A 21,747-nucleotide genomic window follows, 5' to 3' on the forward strand; every position below is an offset into this window, starting at 1 on the left:
TCAAGCCTCAATCGCCGCCCGCAGTTTTTTCATGGCATTTTTCTCTAACTGACGCACACGTTCTGCGGACACGCCGTATTGATCGGCCAGTTCCTGCAAGGTGGATTTGTTATCGTCATCCAACCAGCGCGCCCGGATAATATGCTGGCTGCGTTCATCCAGCCCTTCCAACGCGTAAGCAAGCTTGTCCGCTGCGTGGTTATCCCAGTTATCTTCTTCGATGCCAGCGGAAAAATCAGAAGATTTATCCTGAAGATAGAGCATGGGTGCCATCGCTTGGCCATCGTGCGATTCGTCATCCGGCGTGGGATCGAACGTCATATCTTGCGCGGCCATACGCGATTCCATCTCGCGCACATCTTTGCTGGTGACACCCAATTCACAGGCCACCAGTTCTACTTCGTCCTGATTAAACCAGCCCAGACGCTGTTTAGTCTTACGCAGGTTAAAGAACAGCTTGCGCTGCGCTTTGGTGGTCGCAACCTTGACGATACGCCAGTTACGCAACACATATTCGTGAATTTCGGCTTTGATCCAGTGCACAGCAAAGGACACCAGACGCACACCCATTTCCGGGTTGAAGCGGCGCACCGCTTTCATCAGGCCGATATTGCCTTCTTGAATCAGGTCTGCTTGGGGCAATCCGTAACCAGCATAAGTACGGGCTACGTGAATCACAAAGCGCAGATGCGACAGGATCAACGCTTTCGCCGATTCCAGATCGCCCTCGTAATGCAGCCGTTCAGCCAGTGCCCGCTCTTCCTCCGCAGTCAGCATCGGATAGGCGTTGGCGGCACGAATATACCCTTCCAGACTGCCCTGGGGAACTAAGGTGAAAGTTTGCATATCTTTGGTCATTCGACCCCTCTTCAATTAGCGTGAGTGAATAAAATACAACGTTAAGCCTCACATTATGTACAACAAAACCGATGCACCTTACTGCCGCTCCGGCACAGAACCTTTGATTATGTCGTATGCCAAGAGTTCATTCTATTCATCGACTGACCCTATTTTATCGCCTGACGGCGACAGATCAAGGCGAACCTGTCGATGATTTTACCCCACCCTCAGCGCGCCAAGGCACCAGAAAATCCTACCAGAAAAAACTCATTCTGGTGTAAAGCGACGTAAATGTTGCACGGTTGCCAGCCATGCTGCCAGCCAGCCAATCATCCCAGCAATCAACAGCAGCAGCAGTGATTCATCCCAGGTGAGTCCGGTCACGGCAAAGCGCGTACCAAATACCGTAGCAACCTGATCGACCACGGCAGAGAGCTTCCAGACCAACGCCTGCGACAGAATCAACGACAGCAACGCGCCACCACCGCCCAACAATGCACCACCGTTGAGGAAGGGACGTAAAATAAAGCCGTCCGTCGCCCCAATCAGCTCCATGACATTGATGGTTTCACGGCGGCTGAAAATACTCAGACGCACGCTATTACCGATGACCAGGAACACGGCAACAATCATCAGGATACCGATGGTAGTGGCCACCTGACCCACCAGTGAGGTCAGCGCCACCAGGCGCGCAAACCAGCTATCGTCCATACGGACTTCACTCACACCGTACACCGCCGCCACGCGATCGCGCAGCGAGGTCAGCGTCTGTGAGCTTTGGAAGTTCAGCTTTGGCGTAATGATGGCAACGGCAGGCAGCGGATTCTCTTCCAGCATGTCCAGCGCCCCACTGAAACCGGACCAGTTGCGAAACTCATCCATCGCTTCATCACGGGACAGGTAGTTGACCTTCTCCACCCCGTCCTCTGCCTGAAGCGTGTTAATCACGCCCTGCGCCGCATCATTGTCCAACGCCTTATCCAGATAGACCGTCAGCTGCGGCGTGGGATACCACTGCGCGGCTGCCTGACTGACGTTTTTCCACACCAGATAACAGATACTTGGCAAGGTCAGCGAGATGGCAATCACCATCACGGTCAGCAGCGTCGCCAGCGGCTGGCGCAACATATCCGCCAGCGTATTGTCCCAGGCATAACGCCACTGTTCTTGCCAACCACCGCGCAGTGCCTTTTCCTTATTTACGCGGGGTTTCGGGTTACGGGAATTAGTCGCCATAAACGCCTCCCAGCATACGTCCTTGCGACAGCGTCAGTACGCGATACTGACGGCTGGCAATCAGCGTCGTGTCGTGCGTTGCCATCAACACCGTGACGCCAACGCGGTTAAATTCTTCGAACAAACGCAAAATATCCTGAGACAGCGCGTTATCCAAGTTACCGGTCGGCTCATCTGCCAGCAGTACCGTCGGTTTGTTCACCACCGCGCGGGCAATGCCCACACGCTGCTGTTCACCGCCAGACAATTGAATCGGGTAGCTCTTGGCTTTGTCCAGCAAGCCCACTTTATCGAGAGCGGCCGAAACACGGCGGCGGATATCTTCACTGCTCGCCCCGGCAATAATCAGCGGCATCGCCACGTTATCGTAGACAGTACGATCCATTAGCAGATGGTGATCCTGAAAGATCATGCCGATCTGGCGGCGCAAGAAGGGCACCTCACGCTTTTTCAAGCGGCTGATATTGTGCCCGCTGAACAAAATCTGGCCCGCGCTCGGGCGCTCTATGCCACAAATCAGTTTCAGCAGGGTACTTTTCCCGGCACCAGAATGGCCCGTCAGAAACGCCATCTCCCTAGGAAGCAGATGGAAATCCACCCCCTGCAACGCCTGACGTCCACCGAGATAAGCCTTACTGACTTGTTCAAAGCGAATCATCCGTTTTCATCCTCTCGGGAAAGCTGTTTATCCTCACGAGACATCAATCTTCGCGGGCAAAAAGCGCCTCAATAAAATCGTCAGCCTTAAAGGGACGCAAATCATCAATACCTTCCCCTACCCCAATATAGCGGATAGGAATCCCAAACTGATCGGCGATGGCGAAGATCACCCCGCCTTTCGCGGTGCCGTCCAGCTTGGTCAGGGTAATGCCGGTCAAGCCGACGGCATCGTTAAACAGTTTCGCCTGGCTGACGGCGTTTTGTCCGGTGCTGGCGTCCAACGTCAGCATGATTTCATGCGGCGCAGACTCATCGAGTTTTTTCATCACGCGGACAATTTTCTTCAATTCTTCCATCAGGTGCGCTTTGTTCTGCAAGCGTCCTGCGGTATCAGCGATCAGCACATCAGCACCGCGCGCTTTTGCCGCCTGAATGGCATCAAAAATCACCGAGGCAGAATCCGCCCCCGTGTGCTGCGCGACTACGGCCACGTTGTTGCGCTGGCCCCATACTTGCAACTGCTCTACGGCGGCGGCACGGAAGGTATCCCCGGCAGCCAGCATCACCGATTTACCCTGCGCCTGGAACTGGCGCGCCAATTTACCGATGGTGGTGGTTTTCCCGACGCCGTTAACGCCCACCATTAGGATTACGTAAGGGGTTTTTCCGTCGATGTTAAGCGGCTCGTCCACCTTATTAAGGATAGCGCCCATCTCTTCTTTCAGTTTCACCAACAGCGCATCGGCATCTTTCAGTTGTTTACGGCTGGCGTGCTCTGTCAGGTCGGCAATAATCTTGCACGTGGTTTCCACACCGACATCAGCAATCAATAATTGCTCTTCCAGTTCCTCAAACAGATCGTCGTCGATTTTCTTACCGCGAAGCAATCCGATAAATCCGGAACCGAGGTTTTCTCGGGTTTTTACCAGACTGTGTTTTAGCCGGGCGAAAAAACCCTCTTTGGTCGGCCTTTCCTGCTCCTGTGCCACAGGCACAGGCTCAACAACGTGTTCTGCAACTTCCGTTATCGCTTGCTCATCGGCACTGTCCTGTGATGGCAGAACATCTTGTGATAGCAAAGTATCCTGCGCTTCAGGACTCGCCTGCGCTTCTGCACGATCTACCGTCTCAGCGGTTTCAATGACATCAACAACGCGCGGCGACTCTGGCTGCGCGGCGGCCGGTTCTTCAGGCACCTGTGCACTGTGAACCTCAGTCTGCACCTCAGGCTCATCGTTTGGCGTTTCGGCGTGAACCTCCAATACCACAGGCACATCATTGTCCTGAGACTGTGCCATATCCTGCTGCTGTTCTGCTGCTTGCGGTTGCCCAGTCTGTTCCTCTTCCTGACACCCTAATCCCAGCCAGGAAAAGAAACCGCGTTTTTTCTCTTTTGTCATATCGCAATCGCGCCCCATGCTGCTGCTCACAGCAGCGCTTAAATAATTGAAGTCAATAGCCCGGTCAGAGTCGAGCCCAGAGTCTATCACTTTCCGCCCGCCAGCAACACGCACCATGGCAGGGCAGGGCAGGTGGAGACAATCTCGGTAACGAAGTATGTCATCTCGATAACCGGGTAGGCCAAAACCACGCGTCACCGCAGAGAAACATGATATTAACATTCCTTCCCCTCCTAACCCTCGCTAAAATAGCCCCTACCTAATTACCGATAGCGAATCTCAGCACCCGGCAACCCGGAGTTCTACAGTAAACAGACGATGGCAAAAAAAAATGCACCTGCACAGGCAGGCCAAATCCGCATTATCGGCGGCCAGTGGCGTGGGCGAAAACTTCCCGTGCCAGAAAGCCCGGGGTTGCGCCCCACCACCGATCGCGTTCGTGAAACGCTGTTTAACTGGCTGGCGCCGGTCATTCAGCAGGCCCGTTGCCTAGATGGCTTCGCAGGCAGTGGAGCACTGGGGTTTGAAGCGCTGTCACGCTATGCGGCACATGTCACCCTGCTGGAAAACGAACGCAGCATCGCCCGGCAACTGGAACAGAATGCGGTACTGTTGAAGGCGAACAACGCCCGCATCATCAATACCAATACGTTGAACTGGCTGGCGCAGGCCGGTGAGCCCTATGACGTGGTGTTTCTCGATCCCCCCTTTCGCCGGGACTTATTAAACCAGGCGCTCCGTTTGCTGGAACAGCAGGGCTGGCTGGCACCCGAGGCGTGGATTTATTTGGAAACCGAGGCCGAGAATGGAGAGCTAGAGATTCCGGTTACTTGGTCGCTACACCGCGAAAAAGTGGCAGGACAAGTGGCATACCGGCTGTATATCCGCTAGGCTACGCCCACACAGCATGACGAGGCAGACGATGATTTGGATTAACTTGGGTCGGATATTGATGATCGGTGTGTGGGGCTTTTTGATTACCAACACGATTGCGCCCTTTCCCCGCCCACTGAACATCTTCATGATGGTCGCAATGGGGTTTACGCTGTTGATGCACGGTTTTCAGGTGCTGTTGTTACGTGCCAGCCATGGTAAAGAACAGGGGCCATTGAGCCGCGCGCTGGAAGCACGTATTTTCCTGTTCGGGGTGTTTGAACTGCTGGCGTGGCAGAAAAAGATGAAGGGTGTTCAACCCACTATCGGGACAAAAAAATAGCCCTATGCCGATTCGAAGGACACAAAACGTGAGCCCTAGACCTGCAATCTGCCCGTCATACCCAACGCCAGCGCCCGATATTGGGTCTCGCTCAGGTGGCAGGTGAGGTTTTTCCCCTGCGGGCAATAGCATAAACGTCGCCTCATAGCGCTCGGGAAGATCGGGATTCATCGGTTGCGCGCGCGTGGGGCGCGCCAACGGTATGGCGCGCAGCGCGGCGATCTCGGCCTCTACCGTGCGTAGCGGTGCAGCATCGTCCTCCACGCGCTGGCGTCGTTGCCGCAGAAACTGTCGCCACCCCAGAAACAGGATCAGGCTGACAATCAAAGACCACCAATGGGACATTTCCCACGACATCAGGGCTTTTTCCCAGAAAGAAAAGGGAACGCGGTGACATTGTCGCCCAGTTCGGAAATACGGGCCGCCCCTTTCTCCGTCACGGCATCAATGCGGATCACCGCTTGCAGCGGAATAAAGCTGCGATTTACGCCGGAAAATTCCGTTTTCAGCTTCTCGGTAGAAGGGTCCACCAGCAGGGTAGAGGGACCGTCAAAAACGAAATCCGCAATCTCGATAAACCCAAAAAGACTGCTTTGCACCAACTCTCGTACGTAAAGCTGATAATTTTTGCCGTTATTCATAAATTGAATCCGGTAGAGCGCTGACTCATTGCTCATGCAAAAACCGTCCCCCTTCAGTGGTATCGCGAAGATATATATACAAAAAAACGATCATTATTGCCGCCAACATAACATGAAGCGCGTGACTTCGCACTTGTCACACTGCGTGTTGTTCATCCCGCGAGCGATCTCCTACACTCAATGATGAAAAATCCAATAAGGTGATAAGGATACCCTATGCTCTGGTCGTTTATTGCCGTTCTCTTTTCAGGCTGGCTCTACGTCGATGCCAGCTATCGTGGGCCTAGCTGGCAACGCTGGCTGTTCAAACCCATTACCATCGCGCTGCAGCTAGCGCTGGCTTGGCAAACGCCGCTGATGAGCGTCACCGGTTACTTTATCGTGCTCGGCCTGTTGGCAACGTTAGCCGCGGATATCCTGCTGTTGCTGCCAATACAGCGCATGCTGTTCGCCATAGGTGCCTATTCCGCCTGCCATCTGCTCTACACCATCGGGTTTCTGGTGGCGAAAGCGTCACTCACGTTTTTCTGGCCGCTGCCACTGTTGCTGCTGGTGATTATTGCGGTTCTGCTTGCCATCCTGTGGTCACGACTCGACACCCTGTGCTGGCCGGTCGTGGCATTTATCGCAATGAATGCAGTCATGGTGTGGGTTGCCGGGGAACAGTACTTTGCGCTTGGCAGCAGTAATAATCTCTCCTGTTTTACGGGCAGCGTGCTGCTGTTTACCGCCCACGGCGTCTGGCTGATTCACCATTATCGCTTTCCGTTTCGTGCCCATCAGGCGATGGTGGCTGCCAGCTATTTCGCGGGCCATTTTTTAATCGTAAGAGCGCTCTATTTTTAATCAGTGCTGAATATCAAAAGCGCTGTGCAGCTACTGGCAGCAGTGATAAAGTCGTGGATGATAACCAACATAACAAAACGACTTAAAAATGATTACAGCCAATGCCCTGATATGTGGCAAAAAATACAGCTAATTGTTATCAAAATAATGTCGCTTGGCTATATCATCAAACAGGAGAGCATGATGCATTCTCATCACCACACTCACCACGATCATGGTGCCAACGCTTGCTGCCAGCGCCATGCGCAGCACGGCAGCCATGCCGATCGCAGCTGCTGCGCGGTGAAACACAACACCACAACCCACTCTGCATGCGGCACCACACTAGGTGCGGAACACAGCGCGTCTGACGGCGGAGAGAGCAGCGACCCCGACGGCAGCGACAGTGACACCCCACCCGCTTTCGGCGTGCGCTTCAGCTGGATCATCCGTGGGATGGATTGTCCCAGTTGCGCCAAAAAGATCGAAAACGCTATCACCCCGCTTCCCGGCGTTATTCAAGCAAGCGTTCGCTTCGCCACTGAAAAACTCATTGTTGATGCACAATCCGATATTCGTACACAGATTCAACGCGCCATAGCGCTCGCTGGGTTTACCTGGCAAGATACGTCCCCTGGCGCAACAGTCCCAACATCATCCACCCCTGCCGAAACGCCTTTACGCCGTATCCTGCGTGAACACGGTTTTCTCATTCTGTTTGCGGTGTTGACCGCAGCCAGCGGGATACTTTCGCTGTTTTCGCCCAGCGCTTCAGAGATAGCCTTTATCGCCACCACACTGCTGGGGCTGATGCCGCTGCTCTCACAGGCGATTAAACTGATTCGCAGCGGCACGCCCTTTGCCATCGAAACGCTGATGAGCGTCGCCGCGCTGGGTGCCTTGTTGATTGATGCTACCAGCGAAGCCACCATGGTGATTTTGCTGTTTATGCTGGGAGAGCTCTTGGAAGCCTACGCCGCACAGCGCGCCCGTCGCGGTGTCAGCGCGTTGATGGCGTTGATGCCAGAAACCGCAACGGTGATCCGTGCTGGTCAGCGTACTCAGGTCAGCATTGCCGCAGTGCAACCCAGCGATGTGATCGAAGTGGCACCGGGCAGCCGATTGCCCGCCGATGGCGAACTGCTGGTTTCCCATGCCAGCTTTGATGAAAGCGCATTGACCGGGGAATCCCTGCCGGTAGAGCGTGAGCAGGGTGACAAGGTCTCAGCAGGCAGCCTGAGCGTCGATCGCCTGATACAGTTGCGCGTGATATCCGAACTGGGCAACAGTGCCATCGACCGTATTTTGCATTTGATTGAAGAAGCCGAGAGCCACCGTGCGCCGATAGAGCGTTTTCTCGATCGCTTTAGCCGCTATTACACCCCGGCCATCATGCTGCTTGCCGCGGCGACCATCGTGGTGCCGCCACTGCTATTTGGTGCGCCGTGGCAGGAGTGGATTTATCGCGGTCTGACGCTGTTGCTGATTGGCTGCCCCTGTGCATTGGTGATTTCCACCCCGGCGGCCATCACATCCGGCTTAGCAGCCGCTGCCCGGCGCGGCGCGCTAATCAAAGGCGGCGCGGCGCTGGAGATTCTGGGCACCATCAATACCATCGCTTTCGACAAAACCGGCACCCTGACACAGGGCAAACCCCAGGTGACAGATGCGATACCCGCGCAGGGCGTGAGCAAGGCTGCGTTGCTGGCACGCGCGGCGGCGATCGAGGCGGGTTCACACCACCCGCTGGCGAAAGCAATTGTCCAGCATGCCCGCACGGTTGCCCCGATGCTGCCGGTGGCAACGGCACAGCGTGCGCTGGCTGGCGTGGGGGTTGAGGGCCTTATCGCAGGCAAAACCATCAGCATCAAAGCACCCGCTAAAATCGCACCCGAGGCACTCGACGCAGACTGGCGCAATCAGATTCACCCCCTGGAAAGCGACGGAAAAACCGTGGTGGTGGTACAGGAAGAAACGCACATCATTGGCTTGCTGGCGCTGCGTGACACATTGAGGGCGGATACGCCGCAAGCGATTGAAGCACTACGCACGTTGGGAATTCGCTGCACCATGCTCACCGGTGATAATCCGCGTTCGGCGGCAGCCATCGCGGCGACGCTGGGCATTGACTATAAAGCGGGTCTACTGCCCGCCGACAAAGTCGATGCCGTGCGCGAAATGAACCAGATCCATCCGACGGCGATGGTGGGCGATGGCATTAACGATGCGCCAGCGATGAAATCGGCAGCTATCGGCATTGCCATGGGTGGGGGCAGCGACGTTGCGCTGGAAACCGCCGATGCGGCGCTCACGCATAATCGGCTAAGCGAACTGGCGGGCATGATTCGGCTTTCGCGCGCCACGCGCAACAATATCCGGCAAAATATCACGCTGGCGCTGGGGCTGAAAGCCATCTTTCTGGTGACCAGCCTGTTGGGGATCACCGGATTGTGGCTCGCCGTGCTGGCTGATTCCGGTGCCACGGCGCTGGTAACCGCCAATGCACTGCGCTTATTGCGCCGCGAAAAACGATAAGACGCCGGATAACGGTAAAAAGCTACTTCTTGCGCAGGAGATAGCGATAGGGCAGTGATGCCATCTCCTGTGCCAGAAGCTCGTGCTCCATATAGACACAAAAGCCCGGTATATCGCGCGTGGTTGCCGGGTCATCCGCCAGAATAAGTAGCGTCTGCCCCGTCTCCATCTGACGCACGGTTTTACGCACCATCATCACCGGTTCCGGGCAGCGCAGCCCCTGTGCATCGAGGGTTTTATCCGGGTTGGTGAAGGTGTCGGTCATCATTATTCTCGGTAATGGCATAAGGGCATAGATAACGACCGCCCAGTGTGGCAGCCATCAAAACCGCCCTAGTTTACGCCGCAGATTTTCCTGCGCAACCTACGATATCGATTGCGCATAAACTCACCATTACAATCCCCACCTATAGCCAACCGACTTAAAAATGATTACAGCCAATGCCCTGATATGTGGCAAAAAATACAGCTAATTGTTATCAAAATAATGTCGCTTGGCTATAACAGCGTATCATGCCGCGCGCTGCTCCTTGTGTCAGTCGCATTGAATAAGCAGCATGAATTACGTGCCATAATATCATTGTTAACGGTACCACTTGGGTTCCCTCACCCCAATCACTAAAAAGGTCACATTGACATGTTTCATTTTACCGCCCAGCAGCGGCTTAGCCCGCTTGTCTGGCTGTCGTTGTTTCACATTCTGATCATTACCTCCAGTAATTATCTGGTGCAGCTGCCGATCTCCATCTTCGGGTTCCATACCACCTGGGGCGCATTCACCTTCCCGTTTATCTTTCTGGCTACCGATCTGACCGTACGTATCTTTGGCGCACCGTTGGCGCACCGGATTATTCTGACGGTGATGGTGCCAGCGCTGGTGATTTCCTATGTGGTATCCGCGCTGTTTTATCAGGGAGAGTGGCAAGGGGTCAGTGCGCTGGCTAGCGTCAATATCGTGGTTGCACGTATCGCGTGCGCCAGCTTTATGGCCTACGTGCTGGGGCAAATTCTGGATGTGCATGTGTTTAACCGCCTGCGCCAACGCAAGGCGTGGTGGGTCGCCCCCACGGTCTCCACGTTGTTTGGTAATTTAAGCGATACGCTGGCCTTCTTCTTCATCGCTTTCTATCGCAGCACCGATGCTTTTATGGCGGCAAACTGGGTGGAAATCGCGTTGGTCGATTACACCTTCAAATTGCTGATTAGTTTGTTGTTCTTCTTACCGATGTACGGAGTGATGCTCAATATGCTTCTCAAGCGTTTGAGCGAATCCCACAGTCATCCCGCATTGCGCGAGCCGCCGTCGGCTGAACAATTGCGCTGATGACTGACAAACCTACTTAAAACAGCGACACCCACCGCTGTCATTCTCGCCCGCCTCCGTCATTCCCGCGAAGGCGGGAATCTCGCACAGGAGAAACGCATTCTTTCTGGCAGAAATCCCCGGCTTTCGCCGAGGATGACAAAGAGTAAAGTGGCGGTGTCTCAGGAACCGTCCTAAATAGGTTTTGTGACAACAAAACGCTTGAGTTTCCCCGGTGAATAGGGTGCGATATAGTGGTTTACCCGTGCATGCCTGATAAAAGAGAAGGACGCTTATGCCGAATCTAGTGAAATATCTTGGAATTACGTTGCTTGCCGCACTATTGGCCGCCTGCAACGATAAGAAAGACGACAATACGAGCCACGCAGGACACGATGTCCCGGCCGCGCAGGCCGCCAGTCAAACCATCTCGCTGCTGTCTGGCAACATCACGTTCACGCTGCCTGAGGATATGCATGATCAAAGTGGAAAAGTGGGTTCGCAGTCCAACAACATGCATGTCTACGCCAACGATAATGGCCAGCGCGCAGTGATTGTCATCCTGGGCGATAGCAGCAACGAAACCCTGCCAGTATTAACGCAGCGCCTTGAAGATCAGCAACGCGCCCGCGATGCCAACTTGCAGGTTGTGACCAATAAAGCCATTGAGGTTAACGGCCATGCGCTGCAACAGCTCGACAGCATCTCCAACAGTGGCAGCGGCAAGCAGGTTTACTCTTCCGTGCTGCTGGGGAACGTGGCGAACCAGCTGTTGACGCTGCAAATCACGCTGCCTGCCGATAATCAACAAGCGGCGCAAACCGAAGCAGAAAGCATCATTCGCACGCTGACGTTGAAGTAATCATAATGAGGTCGCTGACGCGGCCTCTCTACTCTCAGCTCGCCTTTACCACGTTTTTCCCGGCAATACGCCCAAACACGGTGCAATCCGTCATGGCAACACTCCCCAGACGCACCGCGCCGTGCACCCCGCCTGCGGCTTCCCCGGCGGCATACAGCCCCACAATCGGCTTCAAATCAAAACCAATCACCTGTGCATCTTTATTGATCGCCAGTCCCCCATGGTGTGGTGAACGCGCGGCCAGAGGCGCGCCACATAGTAAGGCGGCGTGATATTGGGCGAAGCATCTTTGAAAATCATATAGCCAAGCGACATTATTTTGATAATAATTAGCTGTATTTTTTTGCCACATATCAGGGCATTGGTTGTAATCATTTTTAAGTCGGTTGGCTATACAGCCTAGGTAAGGGTCGTTTTCCTGATGCTGCTCCACGTAGCCGTTCCAGCGTTTCACCTGTTCAACAAAAGCCGCCGCCTGCATGCCGTAAGCCTGCGCCACTTCTTCCAGCGTGTTGGTTTTGTCCGCGATAATCAACGCCGGATGCCCCAGTTGAATAATGGCATCAGCACGCTCTTTACGGTTGCCAGTTTCTTTAAAGAAGCGCTTGCCGTTGGCAGGGTCGACCATCAGGCCATAACCCACCACTCGTTCAACAAACTGCGGGATATAGCCGAAACCCTGCTCATCCTGGCTGCTCCAGGGGCCGAATTGGATCCAATCCATCTGCGTCGCCAAAGCACCAATCATGCTGGCTGCCATCAGCGCTTCTCCTGTCGCACCCGGTTGGTTGGTGGAGGTGAACGCATCCGTCAGGCGTGGGTCGTACATTTGCCGTAACGCCACCCCTTGAGAGAAGCCGCCGGATGCCAGCACCACCCCTTTTGTTGCACGGATAAACGCGATGGAGCCGGAAGCATCGTCTGGGAACTTATAGCCACGCCGCACTTCCGCCCCGAGCACCCGTCCCTGGCTGTCAATAATCAACCGCTCCAGCTTGGTACACTGCTCAATGACCACACCCAACGCTTTGGCCTTCTGGTACTGTTTCACCACCAGTCCGGAACCGGAGCGCTGCTTTAGCTGGTGAGCGCGTTTCACTGCATGGCCGCCATGATATAGCCAAGCGATATTATTTTGATAACAATTAGCTGTATTTTTTTGCCACATATCAGGGCATTGGCTGTAATCATTTTTAAGTCGGTTGGCTATAATTCACCCGGTCAAACTCAGCCCCGAGGCTTTTGGCCCACTCCAGCGCCTCCACCGAATGATCGGCAACGGTGCGCGCCAGTTCGGGGTAGTTCAGCCAGTTGCCCGCTTTCATCATGTCCTGATACATCAGTTCTGGGGAGTCCTTGATGCCTAGTGCCTGCTGCATGCTGCATGCTGGAGCCTGCCGCTGACAGATCGCCACCGTTGAGTATCGAGTTTCCGCCAAACAGCGGCATTTTCTCGATAATCAGCACATCCGCTTTGGCATTATAGATAAACGACTTAATTTTGATTACATTATTTAAATGAGCTATTCAATTGATTTTAGACGTAAAGTGATATCTACACGGGGAGAAGAAGGGTTGAGTATCCGAGAAACAGCGAAGCAATTTCGGATTGGCCCTGCCTCTGTATCGTGTTGGATTAATCAAATAGCGTCAAAAGCATCGACCACGCGTCAGCGAAAGAGCGATAAATCCGAGTTGATAAAAGATGTTGAACCATATCCAGATGCTTACCAAAAAGAACGTGCAGAGCGTTTTGGCGTTTGTCAGAAGGCCATTTGGCAAGCTCTTAAAAAGCTGGGATTAACCTATAAAAAAACTCTACGTCATCCGAAAGCCGACGAAAGCGCCCGGCAAGCATTTCAACAAAAAATACAACAGTATGAAAAAGAAGGTAAGCCTATTGTTTTTATTGATGAAAGTGGTTTTCCACACGATACCCCACGGACTCACGGCTATTCCCCAAAAGGTCAACGGTGTTTTGGCCTGAAGAACGGGGGAGCCAAGGGAAGAACAAATGTTATCGGCGCGTTATTAGGCACAACGCTGTTTGCTATCGGATTATTTGATATCAATATTAACAGCGATGTTTTCTATTCCTGGGTCACACAAGTCCTTATCCCAGTACTCCCTAAAAACAGGGTAATCGTGATGGACAATGCAACTTTTCACAAAAAACATAATATTCAACAAGTCATCATCGATGCAGGGTATATGGTGGAGTATTTGCCTACATATTCGCCAGATCTTAACCCCATTGAGCATAAATGGGCACAAGCAAAAAGCAAAAAAAGAGAGAGTGGTTGCGATACAGAGATTTTGTTCTCAGTCCATATGGTGTAATCAAAATTAAGTCGCTTGGCTATAGCGCCAACCAAACAGACCTCAAGCGGTCTTTAACGAGTATAAACAAGCGTCAACACTCTTTCATCGTAAATGTGCGCCATATAATCACCTAAGTTATTATTTAGTGAAAAATCTTTTACAGACTCAATTATGGCACAGGTCATCCTGATTTTTTTCTTTGCGCGCGTTTATCCTCCAGCTTGCACATCAGACATGCCAAAGACACAAAGAACGCCTTCCTCTGCCGATTGTTGGTTATAATCAATCCATCGCTGTACGACGTTTGCGGTTAAATTTATTTATATAACCCGTTGATTGCAGGCGTCGGCTTTTCATTGAACAGGAGGAAACGGATGCCCGCACCGGTCGATCCTCATCGTTCAACATCCACCGCTTCATCAGCACAGAAGGCAGCATCTTCATGGCTTTCCCGATGTAAGCGTATTGCACAACGTGTTCAGGCTATTCCCAGCATTGCACACCTGATCCGTGCCGGGGAGCGTTTCAACGATCGCATGGGAAACCAGTTTGGCGCAGCCATCACCTATTTTTCCTTTCTGTCGTTGATCCCGATTTTGATGGTCTCCTTCGCTACCGTCGGTTTCGTACTTGCCTCCAACCCCGATATGCTGACGCAGTTGATTGACCGCATCGTCAACAGCATCAGCGACCCCAATCTGGCGCTGACGTTAAAAAATACGCTAAAGACCGCCGTTGAACAGCGCACCACCGTCGGTGTCACCGGACTGCTGATCGCGCTCTATTCCGGTATTAGTTGGATGGGCAATTTACGTGAAGCGATCCGCGCCCAATCCCGTGACGTATGGGAACACAAGCCGCACGAAGAAGAAAAAATCTATTTTCAGTACGTGCGGGATTTCCTCTCCCTGATAGGGCTGTTGATCGCGCTGACCATTACGATGTTTCTCACTTCGGCGGCGGGTACGGCACAAAGCGCTATCGTTTCTGCTCTCGGGCTAGAGGGTATCGAATGGCTGCGGCCCCTGCTCCGCGTGATAACACTCACCATCTCCATTTCCGCTAACCATTTGGTTTTTCTTTGGATTTTTATGATATTGCCGCACCATAAGCCATAGGTATCTACACATCATAAAGGGTTAAAAACCACCATAGCGAAGTGGGCAAGTTCTTCCGGGGTATAGTCTGCTAATAACGTCAAGGTATTTAGCAGGATGGATAGTCCGGCAAGCAGCGCTGGGGCGCTTTCTTTACGCCCTCGTTTTTGTTGTCGTCCGGATAATCGGCAAATTAACTGACGGGCTGCCGCATTGTCGTCTCCTTCAGCGCGTTGCAGCCGCCATACCAGCACACATGCCATGCTAGCTATCAATAACCTGCGTAGCAGGGCACCAGCACTGCGCTGAAGCCATTTTTCTACATCATGACCGGCACCTTTCAGCAGCTTAAAAAAGGATTCAATACCCCAGCGCCAGTAATACCAGCGAGCGACTTCCGCGCTGGTGATCTCGTTGCTAACGTTTGTGAGCAGCGTCCAGCGTCCGATAAATTTACCGTGAGTATCGGTAAGGCGAACCACAACTAATCTGAGTGTCAGAGCTACGCCTGGCTGAACTTTCACTCGCCGTCCGGTGTTCTTGTCTTTCCGCTTCGCTTTTGCTGTTCGCGTTATGATCACGGATGTTTCCCCGATCTCCATATTGGCTTTTTTCCCTTTCCAGCCAACCTGTCCGTTTGCGATAAATGGCAGATCGTCTGTAATTTCACCAATTTTACGGGTGTCACCGCCCCACTCGGCCCGATGCCCTTCCTTTCCCCGGATAAGCCAACATATTCCCTGGGAGCTTAATGTGCGCATATGCCCGATAGAGTCACCTTCACGGTCAATGAGATGAACTAACTTCTTCCCGGTATCAAGAGACTCAACGCGGGCGATATCAGCCGTCAAAGCATCCATATGAGTCAGACTCTCAGACAAGCCCTCGGTTAGCGTTGAACGACAACCCGCCCTATCGGTTAGAGTTTGAGACAGGGGCGCTATTGGTAAACCATTTGCAGCATCAAGCAGTAGTCTGGTTTGTAGTTCATAACCGACGTCGCCACCATGCGTCATTTTCAAACGTTCTTCTTTCCCATTGTGGGTACGAAACTGTAAATGAGACCAGTCGTGAACGACGGGAGCGTATGGATGCGGGCTAAGTGCAACCTGCCGGAGAGCCAGCGAAATAATCGGTTCATTGAGCTGACTGAAGCTAATACGTTCATTATTAAAAAAACGCCAAACGGCCTGAGTAGTGGCGAATGTTGTTTTCTGCGCGCAGGCAAGGTCTTTAACGGCTGACGCCAATGGTGCTGGGGGAGTCATGTGTTGCTTAACCAGACGCTGATAACGCCGGTTAAGGCGGGCATCAATCCCGCCGATGGATAAGTTGAGATTATGCAGCAACGTAATAGCAGATATTGCAAAAGATGTGTAGATACCTATGGCCATAAGCCGAAGCACAAAGCGCTGCTGCGCGGCACGCTGCTTGCCGCCGTGGGGTTTGAGGCCATCAAATTCGCCATGACGGTCGCGTTGCCAAAACTCGCCAGCACCTCGTCCGGTGCCGCTTTTGGCTCGGTGATTGGCTTAATGGCCTTCTTCTACTTTTTTGCTCGCCTTACGCTGTTTCGTGCGGCATGGATTGCAACGGCGAACTATAAAGGCGATAAATCAACAGATGACACATCACGCTAACCAATAACGGGAGATCCTATGTCATTTGTTATAGCCAAGCGACATTATTTTGATAACAATTAGCTGTATTTTTTTCCACATATCAGGGCATTGGCTGTAATCATTTTTAAGTCGTTTTGTTATAACATCAAAATTACGCGCGATGGCGCCACCACAGAGCAAAAACACCAGTTGATTGCGGGCGTTACCCAATTGCTGGTCGACGTCATGGGTAAAAATCCGGCCACCACTACCGTTATCATTGATGAAGTGGATACCGACAACTGGGGGTTGGGCGGTGAAAGCGTCACCGAATTGCGCAAGCCGAAGTCCTGATATAGCAAACCGACTTAAAAATGATTACAGCCAATGCCCTGATATGCGGCAAAAAAGCATAGCTGGCTGTTATCAAAATAATGTCGGTTGGCTATATTTCGTGCGCTGAGCGCCATAAGGATCGGGAGTGGTCAATTTTCCCGATATAGGTCATGAAAAAATAAAACATCGTTTTAAGACTATTGACTCAATGCCTGCGAACGTTGAGACTGGACCCCATTGCTCTCTTTTTTGATGACCTTTTTCTTCACTTTTTCGAACGGGCCAGCTTCTGATGACCACTAAAAACATTGCCGTGATTGGCGAATGCATGATTGAACTGTCGCAAAAGGGTGAGGACCTGAACCGCGGCTTTGGTGGCGATACCCTGAACACCGCCATGTATGTCGCTCGCCAGGTGAATACCGACGCTCTGGGCGTCCACTACGTGACCGCACTGGGCACGGACAGCTTCAGCACGGAAATGATGACGGCCTGGGAAAAAGAGAAGGTTGGCACCTCGCTGATCCAGCGTCTGGACAACAAGCTGCCAGGCCTGTACTTCATTGAAACCGACGATACCGGTGAGCGTACCTTCTACTACTGGCGTAATGATGCCGCCGCGCGTTTCTGGCTGGACGGCAAAGATGCCGATGCGATCTGCGCGCGTTTGGCCACCTTTGACTATCTCTATCTGAGCGGTATCAGCGTGGCGATCCTTAACCCTGCCAGCCGCCAGCGTTTGCTAACGTTGCTGCGTGCCTGCCGTGCTAACGGTGGCAAGGTTATTTTTGACAACAACTACCGTCCACGCCTGTGGCAAAGCAAAGAAGAGACACAGCAAGCCTACAGTGACATCCTAGCGTGCACCGATATCGCCTTCCTGACACTGGATGACGAAGACATACTGTGGGGCGAACAGCCGGTGGATGCCGTGCTGGCACGCACACACGGTTTCGGTGTGTCTGAAGTGGTAATTAAACGCGGCGCAAACTCCTGCCTGATTTCTGAAAACGGTCAGCCGTTAGTGGATGTTCCGGCGGTGAAATTGCCGAAAGAGCGCGTAGTGGATACCACTGCGGCGGGTGACTCCTTCAGCGCAGGCTATCTGTCAGTGCGCCTGTGCGGCGGCTCGACGGAAGCGGCGGCCAAGCGCGGCCACCTGACTGCCAGCACGGTGATTCAGTACCGTGGCGCCATCATCCCGCAAGACGCCATGCCTGCCTGATAACACAGCGCCAGAGTGAAAAAAAGGGAAGCCAGATGGCTTCCCTTTTTATGTGTGCCGGGCATGCCCGACAGCTTGGGGGTGAAAGTCCCCTGTACAGCCTGATGGTGGCGAAGGACTAGCGAAGTGCAAGGGCGTCATCGCGAGGTGGGGTCTGAAGGAAGCGCGGAGCAAAGCCATGACCTGACTAACAGAAACCTGATATAGCCAAGCGACTTAATTTTGATTACACCATATGGACTGAGAACAAAATCTCTGTATCGCAACCACTCTCTCTTTTTTTGCTTTTTGCTTGTGCCCATTTATGCTCAATGGGGTTAAGATCTGGCGAATATGTAGGCAAATACTCCACCATATACCCTGCATCGATGATGACTTGTTGAATATTATGTTTTTTGTGAAAAGTTGCATTGTCCATCACGATTACCCTGTTTTTAGGGAGTACTGGGATAAGGACTTGTGTGACCCAGGAATAGAAAACATCGCTGTTAATATTGATATCAAATAATCCGATAGCAAACAGCGTTGTGCCTAATAACGCGCCGATAACATTTGTTCTTCCCTTGGCTCCCCAGTTCTTCAGCCCAAAACACCGTTGACCTTTTGGGGAATAGCCGTGAGTCCGTGGGGTATCATCTGGAAAACCACTTTCATCAATAAAAACAATAGGTTTACCTTCTTTTTCATACTGTTGTATTTTTTGTTGAAATGCTTGCCGGGCGCTTCCGTCGACTTTCGGATGACATAGAGTTTTTTTATAGGTCAATCCCAGCTTTTTAAGAGCTTGCCAAATAGCCTTCTGACAAACGCCAAAACGCTCTGCACGTTCTTTTTGGTGAGCATCTGGATATGGTTCAACATCTTTTATCAACTCGGATTTATCGCTCTTTCGCTGACGCGTGGTCGATGCTTTTGACGCTATTTGATTAATCCAACGCGATACAGAGGCAGGGCCAATCCGAAATTGCTTCGCTGTTTCTCGGATACTCAACCCTTCTTCTTCCCGTGTAGATATCACTTTACGTCTAAAATCAATTGAATAGCTCATTTAAATAATGTAATCAAAATTAAGTCGTTTAGCTATACGATAATCAAACCAGATAAACGCATCGCTGTTGGGGACGAGTGAATAACCATCCGGGGTTTTGATGTAAAAGCTCAAGCCTCGGTGAGGGTGTGAGGTGTTGTTTTTGAAGGTGGCAAGCACCGCGAAATCCTCTGAGGTCGAGTGTGCCAGCGCCAGATTATTCACACCCGGTTGCAGCGGCACCAGACTCAAACCCGTGGGATTCGAAACCGCTGCACTCTGACAGGCGGCTATCGTCGTACCGCTGTAAAACAGCAGGGCGGCGATGATGCGCCGAGCGTTGGTAAGCAAAAACATAGCGGTGATTATCCCTTTCATGCCCACGCTGGGCGAAACCGGTCAGTAACCATCTCATTTCATCAAGTAAGTACGGATGCCATCGAGGAACATCTGGGTCGAAAGCATGACCAGAATCAGCCCCATCAGTCGCTCCAGCGCGGCAACGCCTTTCTCACCCAGTAAGCGCAAAAAGAGATCGGACATCAACAGGATGATAAATGAAATCCCCCAAGCGATGCAGAGTGCGAGCGTTAAATGCGGCAACTGATCTGGATATTGATGTGATAACAGCATCAGCGCGGCCAGAATAGACGGTCCGGCGACCAGTGGAATTGCCATCGGTACCAGAAAGGGTTCTTCCCCAGTGGGCAACCCGCTGCTGTTGCTTTCCTGCGACGGGAATATCATGCGGATAGCGATTAAAAACAGCACAATGCCGCCCGAAATAGACACGGTTTCGGTACGCAGATTGAGAAACGCCAGAATACGTTCGCCCGCAAACAGAAAAATCAGCATCAGCCCAAGGGCGATCACCATCTCACGAATCAGCACCACCCGTCGGCGTTTCGGGTCCAGATGTTTTAGTACCGACATAAAAATGGGCAAATTGCCCAACGGATCCATAATTAACAGCAACAGAATGGTTGCTGAGATCATTTCGCTCATGGTGGTGGACTCCTGTTATCCCTTTAATGATGGCACCGCATTAGCCACATTGCTGAAAAAGCCGGTGTCATCGAATAAATTCACTTGTGGCTTCTGGTACATTTTGTAAGGTTGATATATCCGTCATACTTCAAGTTGCATGTGCGTTGGCTGCGTTCAGTCACCCGAATCACTTACCTGAGTAAGCTCATCGGGACTCCTTCTCTTGCCGCCTTCCCGTAACTCGAATTATTTAGGGTATAGTCATCACTTTATGTAATATTTGCTGAGTTTGGTGATAAACCGATTTTTATTACCCCTCGCTCTGCCGTCATGATAGTCCTGCCGCCACGGTTTGCGCGCATTTGCGTGTGGTAAACCTATTGTTCTGCAAGACATTCACCTGACGAGAACAGGGTAACAGAGTGTGTGTCGGCCGTCAGTACTGCCTGTGTGGCAGTCCAAATTCTTTGTGTCATCCCAAGGCAGGATTGTTACCATGAAAAATGTTGGTTTTATCGGCTGGCGCGGTATGGTGGGTTCCGTTCTGATGCAGCGTATGCAGGAAGAGCGTGATTTTGACCTGATTCGTCCGGTGTTCTTTTCCACGTCACAACACGGTCAGGCTGCTCCGGTACTGGGTGGACAGCAGGGCATGTTGCAAGACGCCTACAATCTGGATGCACTGCGCGCGCTGGATATCATCATCACCTGCCAAGGCGGTGATTACACCAATGAGGTTTACCCCAAGCTGCGTGAAAGCGGCTGGCAGGGGTATTGGATCGATGCGGCCTCCTCGCTGCGTATGCGCGATGACGCCATCATCATCATCGATCCGGTCAACCATGCTGTGATCAAACAGGGTCTGGACAACAGCATTAAAACGTTTGTTGGCGGCAACTGTACCGTCAGCCTGATGCTGATGTCGCTGGGTGGCCTGTTTGCGCACGATCTGGTGGAATGGGCCTCTGTGGCGACCTATCAGGCGGCATCTGGCGGCGGTGCGCGCCATATGCGCGAATTGCTGGTTCAGATGGGTCTGCTACACAATGATGTGGCGAAAGAGTTGCAGGACCCTGCCTCTGCCATCTTGGATATCGAACGCAAAGTCACCGCGCTGACGCGCAGTGGCACGTTGCCGACCGACAATTTCGGTGTACCGTTGGCAGGCAGCCTGATCCCGTGGATCGACAAACAGCTGGATAATGGCCAGAGCCGCGAAGAGTGGAAAGGTCAGGCAGAAACCAACAAAATTCTCGGCACCCAGTCCGTAATCCCGGTGGATGGTTTGTGCGTCCGCATCGGGGCGCTGCGTTGCCACAGCCAGGCGTTCACTCTGAAACTGAAGAAAGATGTTCCGGTGTCTGAAATCGAACAACTGCTGGCAACCCATAACGATTGGGTGAAAGTGGTGCCAAACGATCGCGAGCTCTCCATGCGTGAATTGACGCCAGCTGCGGTAACCGGCACGCTTTCCACACCAGTGGGGCGTCTGCGTAAACTGAACATGGGGCCGCAGTATCTCTCCGCCTTTACAGTGGGTGACCAACTGTTGTGGGGCGCGGCAGAACCGCTGCGCCGTATGCTGCGCATCCTGCTGTAGTCCCCTCTGGATTGAATGCCCCGCGTTATGCAGG

At 52.6% G+C, this 21,747-nt stretch carries 26 protein-coding genes and 2 pseudogenes; 14 read left to right on the top strand and 14 right to left on the bottom strand.

All coding sequences use genetic code 11. The features are described from left to right. The 4 genes from rpoH to ftsY all read right to left on the bottom strand — a co-directional run bounded on the left by rpoH (position 1) and on the right by ftsY (position 4,136). The gene (rpoH, locus tag ACD630_RS19160) at positions 1 to 858 is read right to left on the bottom strand and encodes an RNA polymerase sigma factor RpoH (protein ID WP_430360310.1); all 858 of its coding nucleotides are present in this window, start codon (positions 856 to 858) and stop codon (positions 1 to 3) included. Positions 859 to 1,107: 249 nt separating this feature from the next. Further along, positions 1,108 to 2,076, bottom strand: a complete 969-nt coding sequence (gene ftsX, locus ACD630_RS19165) for a permease-like cell division protein FtsX (RefSeq protein WP_430360311.1) — start codon at positions 2,074 to 2,076, stop codon at positions 1,108 to 1,110. After that, on the bottom strand, positions 2,066 to 2,734 hold the full coding sequence (ftsE, locus tag ACD630_RS19170) for a cell division ATP-binding protein FtsE (protein ID WP_430360312.1): 669 nt from the start codon (positions 2,732 to 2,734) through the stop codon (positions 2,066 to 2,068). The genes ftsX and ftsE overlap by 11 nt, the downstream gene beginning before the upstream one ends. 43 nt (positions 2,735 to 2,777) lie before the next feature. Next, positions 2,778 to 4,136: a signal recognition particle-docking protein FtsY gene (gene ftsY, locus ACD630_RS19175; RefSeq protein WP_430361196.1), complete on the bottom strand. Its 1,359-nt coding sequence runs from the start codon at positions 4,134 to 4,136 to the stop codon at positions 2,778 to 2,780. Between the two features lie 318 nt (positions 4,137 to 4,454). On the opposite strand from ftsY, the gene rsmD reads away from it, so the two are divergent. Together rsmD and ACD630_RS19185 are read left to right on the top strand one after the other, a co-directional pair. Next, positions 4,455 to 5,027 carry a 16S rRNA (guanine(966)-N(2))-methyltransferase gene (gene rsmD / locus ACD630_RS19180; RefSeq protein WP_430360313.1) on the top strand — a complete coding sequence of 191 codons (573 nt, stop codon included), beginning with the start codon at positions 4,455 to 4,457 and terminating at the stop codon, positions 5,025 to 5,027. A 31-nt stretch (positions 5,028 to 5,058) separates the two neighbouring features. After that, positions 5,059 to 5,352, top strand: a complete 294-nt coding sequence (locus ACD630_RS19185) for a DUF1145 family protein (protein ID WP_430360314.1) — start codon at positions 5,059 to 5,061, stop codon at positions 5,350 to 5,352. A gap of 356 nt (positions 5,353 to 5,708) precedes the next feature. Here ACD630_RS19185 and ACD630_RS19190 read toward each other — a convergent pair whose 3' ends face one another. Then, the gene (locus ACD630_RS19190) at positions 5,709 to 6,029 is read right to left on the bottom strand and encodes a DUF1820 family protein (protein WP_430360315.1); all 321 of its coding nucleotides are present in this window, start codon (positions 6,027 to 6,029) and stop codon (positions 5,709 to 5,711) included. Positions 6,030 to 6,209: 180 nt separating this feature from the next. Here ACD630_RS19190 and ACD630_RS19195 point away from each other — a divergent pair, with 180 nt between their 5' ends. Together ACD630_RS19195 and ACD630_RS19200 are read left to right on the top strand one after the other, a co-directional pair. Continuing rightward, on the top strand, positions 6,210 to 6,839 hold the full coding sequence (locus tag ACD630_RS19195) for a lysoplasmalogenase (RefSeq protein WP_430360316.1): 630 nt from the start codon (positions 6,210 to 6,212) through the stop codon (positions 6,837 to 6,839). Between the two features lie 183 nt (positions 6,840 to 7,022). Continuing rightward, a complete protein-coding gene (locus ACD630_RS19200) occupies positions 7,023 to 9,353 on the top strand; it encodes a zinc/cadmium/mercury/lead-transporting ATPase (protein WP_430361197.1) in 2,331 nt (776 codons plus the stop codon). A 22-nt stretch (positions 9,354 to 9,375) separates the two neighbouring features. Here ACD630_RS19200 and tusA read toward each other — a convergent pair whose 3' ends face one another. Further along, on the bottom strand, positions 9,376 to 9,618 hold the full coding sequence (gene tusA / locus ACD630_RS19205) for a sulfurtransferase TusA (protein ID WP_430360317.1): 243 nt from the start codon (positions 9,616 to 9,618) through the stop codon (positions 9,376 to 9,378). Between the two features lie 111 nt (positions 9,619 to 9,729). Between tusA and ACD630_RS19210 the strand changes: the two genes are divergently transcribed. From ACD630_RS19210 to ACD630_RS19220, 3 genes are all read left to right on the top strand, one after another. Then, the gene (locus ACD630_RS19210; protein ID WP_430360318.1) at positions 9,730 to 9,975 is read left to right on the top strand and encodes a hypothetical protein; all 246 of its coding nucleotides are present in this window, start codon (positions 9,730 to 9,732) and stop codon (positions 9,973 to 9,975) included. Between the two features lie 15 nt (positions 9,976 to 9,990). Next, entirely contained in the window at positions 9,991 to 10,677 is a 687-nt protein-coding gene (locus ACD630_RS19215; protein ID WP_430360319.1) for a 7-cyano-7-deazaguanine/7-aminomethyl-7-deazaguanine transporter, read from the top strand. Between the two features lie 274 nt (positions 10,678 to 10,951). Further along, on the top strand, positions 10,952 to 11,518 hold the full coding sequence (locus tag ACD630_RS19220) for a DcrB family lipoprotein (RefSeq protein WP_430360320.1): 567 nt from the start codon (positions 10,952 to 10,954) through the stop codon (positions 11,516 to 11,518). Positions 11,519 to 11,552: 34 nt separating this feature from the next. Here ACD630_RS19220 and ACD630_RS19225 read toward each other — a convergent pair whose 3' ends face one another. Both ACD630_RS19225 and ACD630_RS19230 read right to left on the bottom strand, forming a co-directional pair. After that, positions 11,553 to 12,617 carry an FAD-binding protein gene (locus ACD630_RS19225; protein WP_430360322.1) on the bottom strand — a complete coding sequence of 355 codons (1,065 nt, stop codon included), beginning with the start codon at positions 12,615 to 12,617 and terminating at the stop codon, positions 11,553 to 11,555. A gap of 94 nt (positions 12,618 to 12,711) precedes the next feature. Next, a complete protein-coding gene (locus ACD630_RS19230; protein WP_430360324.1) occupies positions 12,712 to 12,897 on the bottom strand; it encodes an FAD-binding protein in 186 nt (61 codons plus the stop codon). A 139-nt stretch (positions 12,898 to 13,036) separates the two neighbouring features. On the opposite strand from ACD630_RS19230, the gene ACD630_RS19235 reads away from it, so the two are divergent. From ACD630_RS19235 to yhjD, 3 genes and pseudogenes are all read left to right on the top strand, one after another. Next, positions 13,037 to 13,858 carry an IS630 family transposase gene (locus tag ACD630_RS19235; RefSeq protein WP_430360325.1) on the top strand — a complete coding sequence of 274 codons (822 nt, stop codon included), beginning with the start codon at positions 13,037 to 13,039 and terminating at the stop codon, positions 13,856 to 13,858. After that, positions 13,783 to 13,974, top strand: a complete 192-nt coding sequence (locus ACD630_RS19240; protein WP_430360326.1) for a hypothetical protein — start codon at positions 13,783 to 13,785, stop codon at positions 13,972 to 13,974. The genes ACD630_RS19235 and ACD630_RS19240 overlap by 76 nt, the downstream gene beginning before the upstream one ends. Positions 13,975 to 14,214: 240 nt before the next feature. After that, a pseudogene (gene yhjD, locus ACD630_RS19245) lies at positions 14,215 to 14,955 on the top strand (inner membrane protein YhjD); the annotation flags it as partial. A gap of 14 nt (positions 14,956 to 14,969) precedes the next feature. Here yhjD and ACD630_RS19250 read toward each other — a convergent pair. Continuing rightward, positions 14,970 to 16,286: a transposase gene (locus ACD630_RS19250; protein WP_430360327.1), complete on the bottom strand. Its 1,317-nt coding sequence runs from the start codon at positions 16,284 to 16,286 to the stop codon at positions 14,970 to 14,972. A gap of 42 nt (positions 16,287 to 16,328) precedes the next feature. Here ACD630_RS19250 and ACD630_RS19255 point away from each other — a divergent pair. Further along, a pseudogene (locus tag ACD630_RS19255) lies at positions 16,329 to 16,577 on the top strand (YhjD/YihY/BrkB family envelope integrity protein); the annotation flags it as partial. Positions 16,578 to 16,598: 21 nt separating this feature from the next. Here ACD630_RS19255 and ACD630_RS19260 read toward each other — a convergent pair. Continuing rightward, positions 16,599 to 16,739, bottom strand: coding sequence for a hypothetical protein (locus ACD630_RS19260; protein WP_430361313.1), 141 nt, complete (start codon positions 16,737 to 16,739; stop codon positions 16,599 to 16,601). Here ACD630_RS19260 and ACD630_RS19265 point away from each other — a divergent pair. Further along, positions 16,680 to 16,892, top strand: coding sequence for a 2-hydroxymuconate tautomerase family protein (locus ACD630_RS19265; protein ID WP_430361198.1), 213 nt, complete (start codon positions 16,680 to 16,682; stop codon positions 16,890 to 16,892). The genes ACD630_RS19260 and ACD630_RS19265 overlap by 60 nt on opposite strands. Before the next feature lie 274 nt (positions 16,893 to 17,166). Then, positions 17,167 to 18,099: a sugar kinase gene (locus ACD630_RS19270; protein WP_430360328.1), complete on the top strand. Its 933-nt coding sequence runs from the start codon at positions 17,167 to 17,169 to the stop codon at positions 18,097 to 18,099. A 137-nt stretch (positions 18,100 to 18,236) separates the two neighbouring features. On the opposite strand, the gene ACD630_RS19275 is transcribed toward ACD630_RS19270, so the two are convergent. The 4 genes from ACD630_RS19275 to ACD630_RS19290 are packed head-to-tail and all read right to left on the bottom strand — an operon-like array spanning position 18,237 to position 20,131. After that, entirely contained in the window at positions 18,237 to 18,401 is a 165-nt protein-coding gene (locus tag ACD630_RS19275; protein ID WP_430360329.1) for a hypothetical protein, read from the bottom strand. Beyond that, entirely contained in the window at positions 18,326 to 19,147 is an 822-nt protein-coding gene (locus ACD630_RS19280; protein WP_430360330.1) for an IS630 family transposase, read from the bottom strand. The genes ACD630_RS19275 and ACD630_RS19280 overlap by 76 nt, the downstream gene beginning before the upstream one ends. Then, positions 19,148 to 19,504 carry a carbapenem self-resistance protein CarG family protein gene (locus ACD630_RS19285; RefSeq protein ID WP_430361199.1) on the bottom strand — a complete coding sequence of 119 codons (357 nt, stop codon included), beginning with the start codon at positions 19,502 to 19,504 and terminating at the stop codon, positions 19,148 to 19,150. A gap of 33 nt (positions 19,505 to 19,537) precedes the next feature. Continuing rightward, on the bottom strand, positions 19,538 to 20,131 hold the full coding sequence (locus ACD630_RS19290) for a YhgN family NAAT transporter (RefSeq protein ID WP_430360331.1): 594 nt from the start codon (positions 20,129 to 20,131) through the stop codon (positions 19,538 to 19,540). Positions 20,132 to 20,609: 478 nt separating this feature from the next. Between ACD630_RS19290 and asd the strand changes: the two genes are divergently transcribed. Continuing rightward, a complete protein-coding gene (gene asd, locus ACD630_RS19295) occupies positions 20,610 to 21,713 on the top strand; it encodes an aspartate-semialdehyde dehydrogenase (RefSeq protein ID WP_430360332.1) in 1,104 nt (367 codons plus the stop codon). The last annotated feature ends 34 nt before the right edge of the window (positions 21,714 to 21,747 follow it).

Source organism: Symbiopectobacterium sp. RP (genome assembly GCF_050472005.1).
Lineage (GTDB): Bacteria > Pseudomonadota > Gammaproteobacteria > Enterobacterales > Enterobacteriaceae > Symbiopectobacterium.

Bases quoted from the DNA above. Each gene is read 5' to 3' on its own strand.
- rpoH (WP_430360310.1), bottom strand. From the start codon at position 858: ATGACCAAAGATATGCAAACTTTCACCTTAGTTCCCCAGGGCAGTCTG.
- ftsX (WP_430360311.1), bottom strand. From the start codon at position 2,076: ATGGCGACTAATTCCCGTAACCCGAAACCCCGCGTAAATAAGGAAAAG.
- ftsE (WP_430360312.1), bottom strand. From the start codon at position 2,734: ATGATTCGCTTTGAACAAGTCAGTAAGGCTTATCTCGGTGGACGTCAG.
- ftsY (WP_430361196.1), bottom strand. From the start codon at position 4,136: ATGACAAAAGAGAAAAAACGCGGTTTCTTTTCCTGGCTGGGATTAGGG.
- rsmD (WP_430360313.1), top strand. From the start codon at position 4,455: ATGGCAAAAAAAAATGCACCTGCACAGGCAGGCCAAATCCGCATTATC.
- ACD630_RS19185 (WP_430360314.1), top strand. From the start codon at position 5,059: ATGATTTGGATTAACTTGGGTCGGATATTGATGATCGGTGTGTGGGGC.
- ACD630_RS19190 (WP_430360315.1), bottom strand. From the start codon at position 6,029: ATGAGCAATGAGTCAGCGCTCTACCGGATTCAATTTATGAATAACGGC.
- ACD630_RS19195 (WP_430360316.1), top strand. From the start codon at position 6,210: ATGCTCTGGTCGTTTATTGCCGTTCTCTTTTCAGGCTGGCTCTACGTC.
- ACD630_RS19200 (WP_430361197.1), top strand. From the start codon at position 7,023: ATGCATTCTCATCACCACACTCACCACGATCATGGTGCCAACGCTTGC.
- tusA (WP_430360317.1), bottom strand. From the start codon at position 9,618: ATGACCGACACCTTCACCAACCCGGATAAAACCCTCGATGCACAGGGG.
- ACD630_RS19215 (WP_430360319.1), top strand. From the start codon at position 9,991: ATGTTTCATTTTACCGCCCAGCAGCGGCTTAGCCCGCTTGTCTGGCTG.
- ACD630_RS19220 (WP_430360320.1), top strand. From the start codon at position 10,952: ATGCCGAATCTAGTGAAATATCTTGGAATTACGTTGCTTGCCGCACTA.
- ACD630_RS19230 (WP_430360324.1), bottom strand. From the start codon at position 12,897: ATGCAGCAGGCACTAGGCATCAAGGACTCCCCAGAACTGATGTATCAG.
- ACD630_RS19235 (WP_430360325.1), top strand. From the start codon at position 13,037: ATGAGCTATTCAATTGATTTTAGACGTAAAGTGATATCTACACGGGGA.
- ACD630_RS19240 (WP_430360326.1), top strand. From the start codon at position 13,783: ATGGGCACAAGCAAAAAGCAAAAAAAGAGAGAGTGGTTGCGATACAGA.
- ACD630_RS19270 (WP_430360328.1), top strand. From the start codon at position 17,167: ATGACCACTAAAAACATTGCCGTGATTGGCGAATGCATGATTGAACTG.
- ACD630_RS19275 (WP_430360329.1), bottom strand. From the start codon at position 18,401: ATGGGCACAAGCAAAAAGCAAAAAAAGAGAGAGTGGTTGCGATACAGA.
- ACD630_RS19280 (WP_430360330.1), bottom strand. From the start codon at position 19,147: ATGAGCTATTCAATTGATTTTAGACGTAAAGTGATATCTACACGGGAA.
- ACD630_RS19285 (WP_430361199.1), bottom strand. From the start codon at position 19,504: ATGAAAGGGATAATCACCGCTATGTTTTTGCTTACCAACGCTCGGCGC.
- ACD630_RS19290 (WP_430360331.1), bottom strand. From the start codon at position 20,131: ATGAGCGAAATGATCTCAGCAACCATTCTGTTGCTGTTAATTATGGAT.
- asd (WP_430360332.1), top strand. From the start codon at position 20,610: ATGAAAAATGTTGGTTTTATCGGCTGGCGCGGTATGGTGGGTTCCGTT.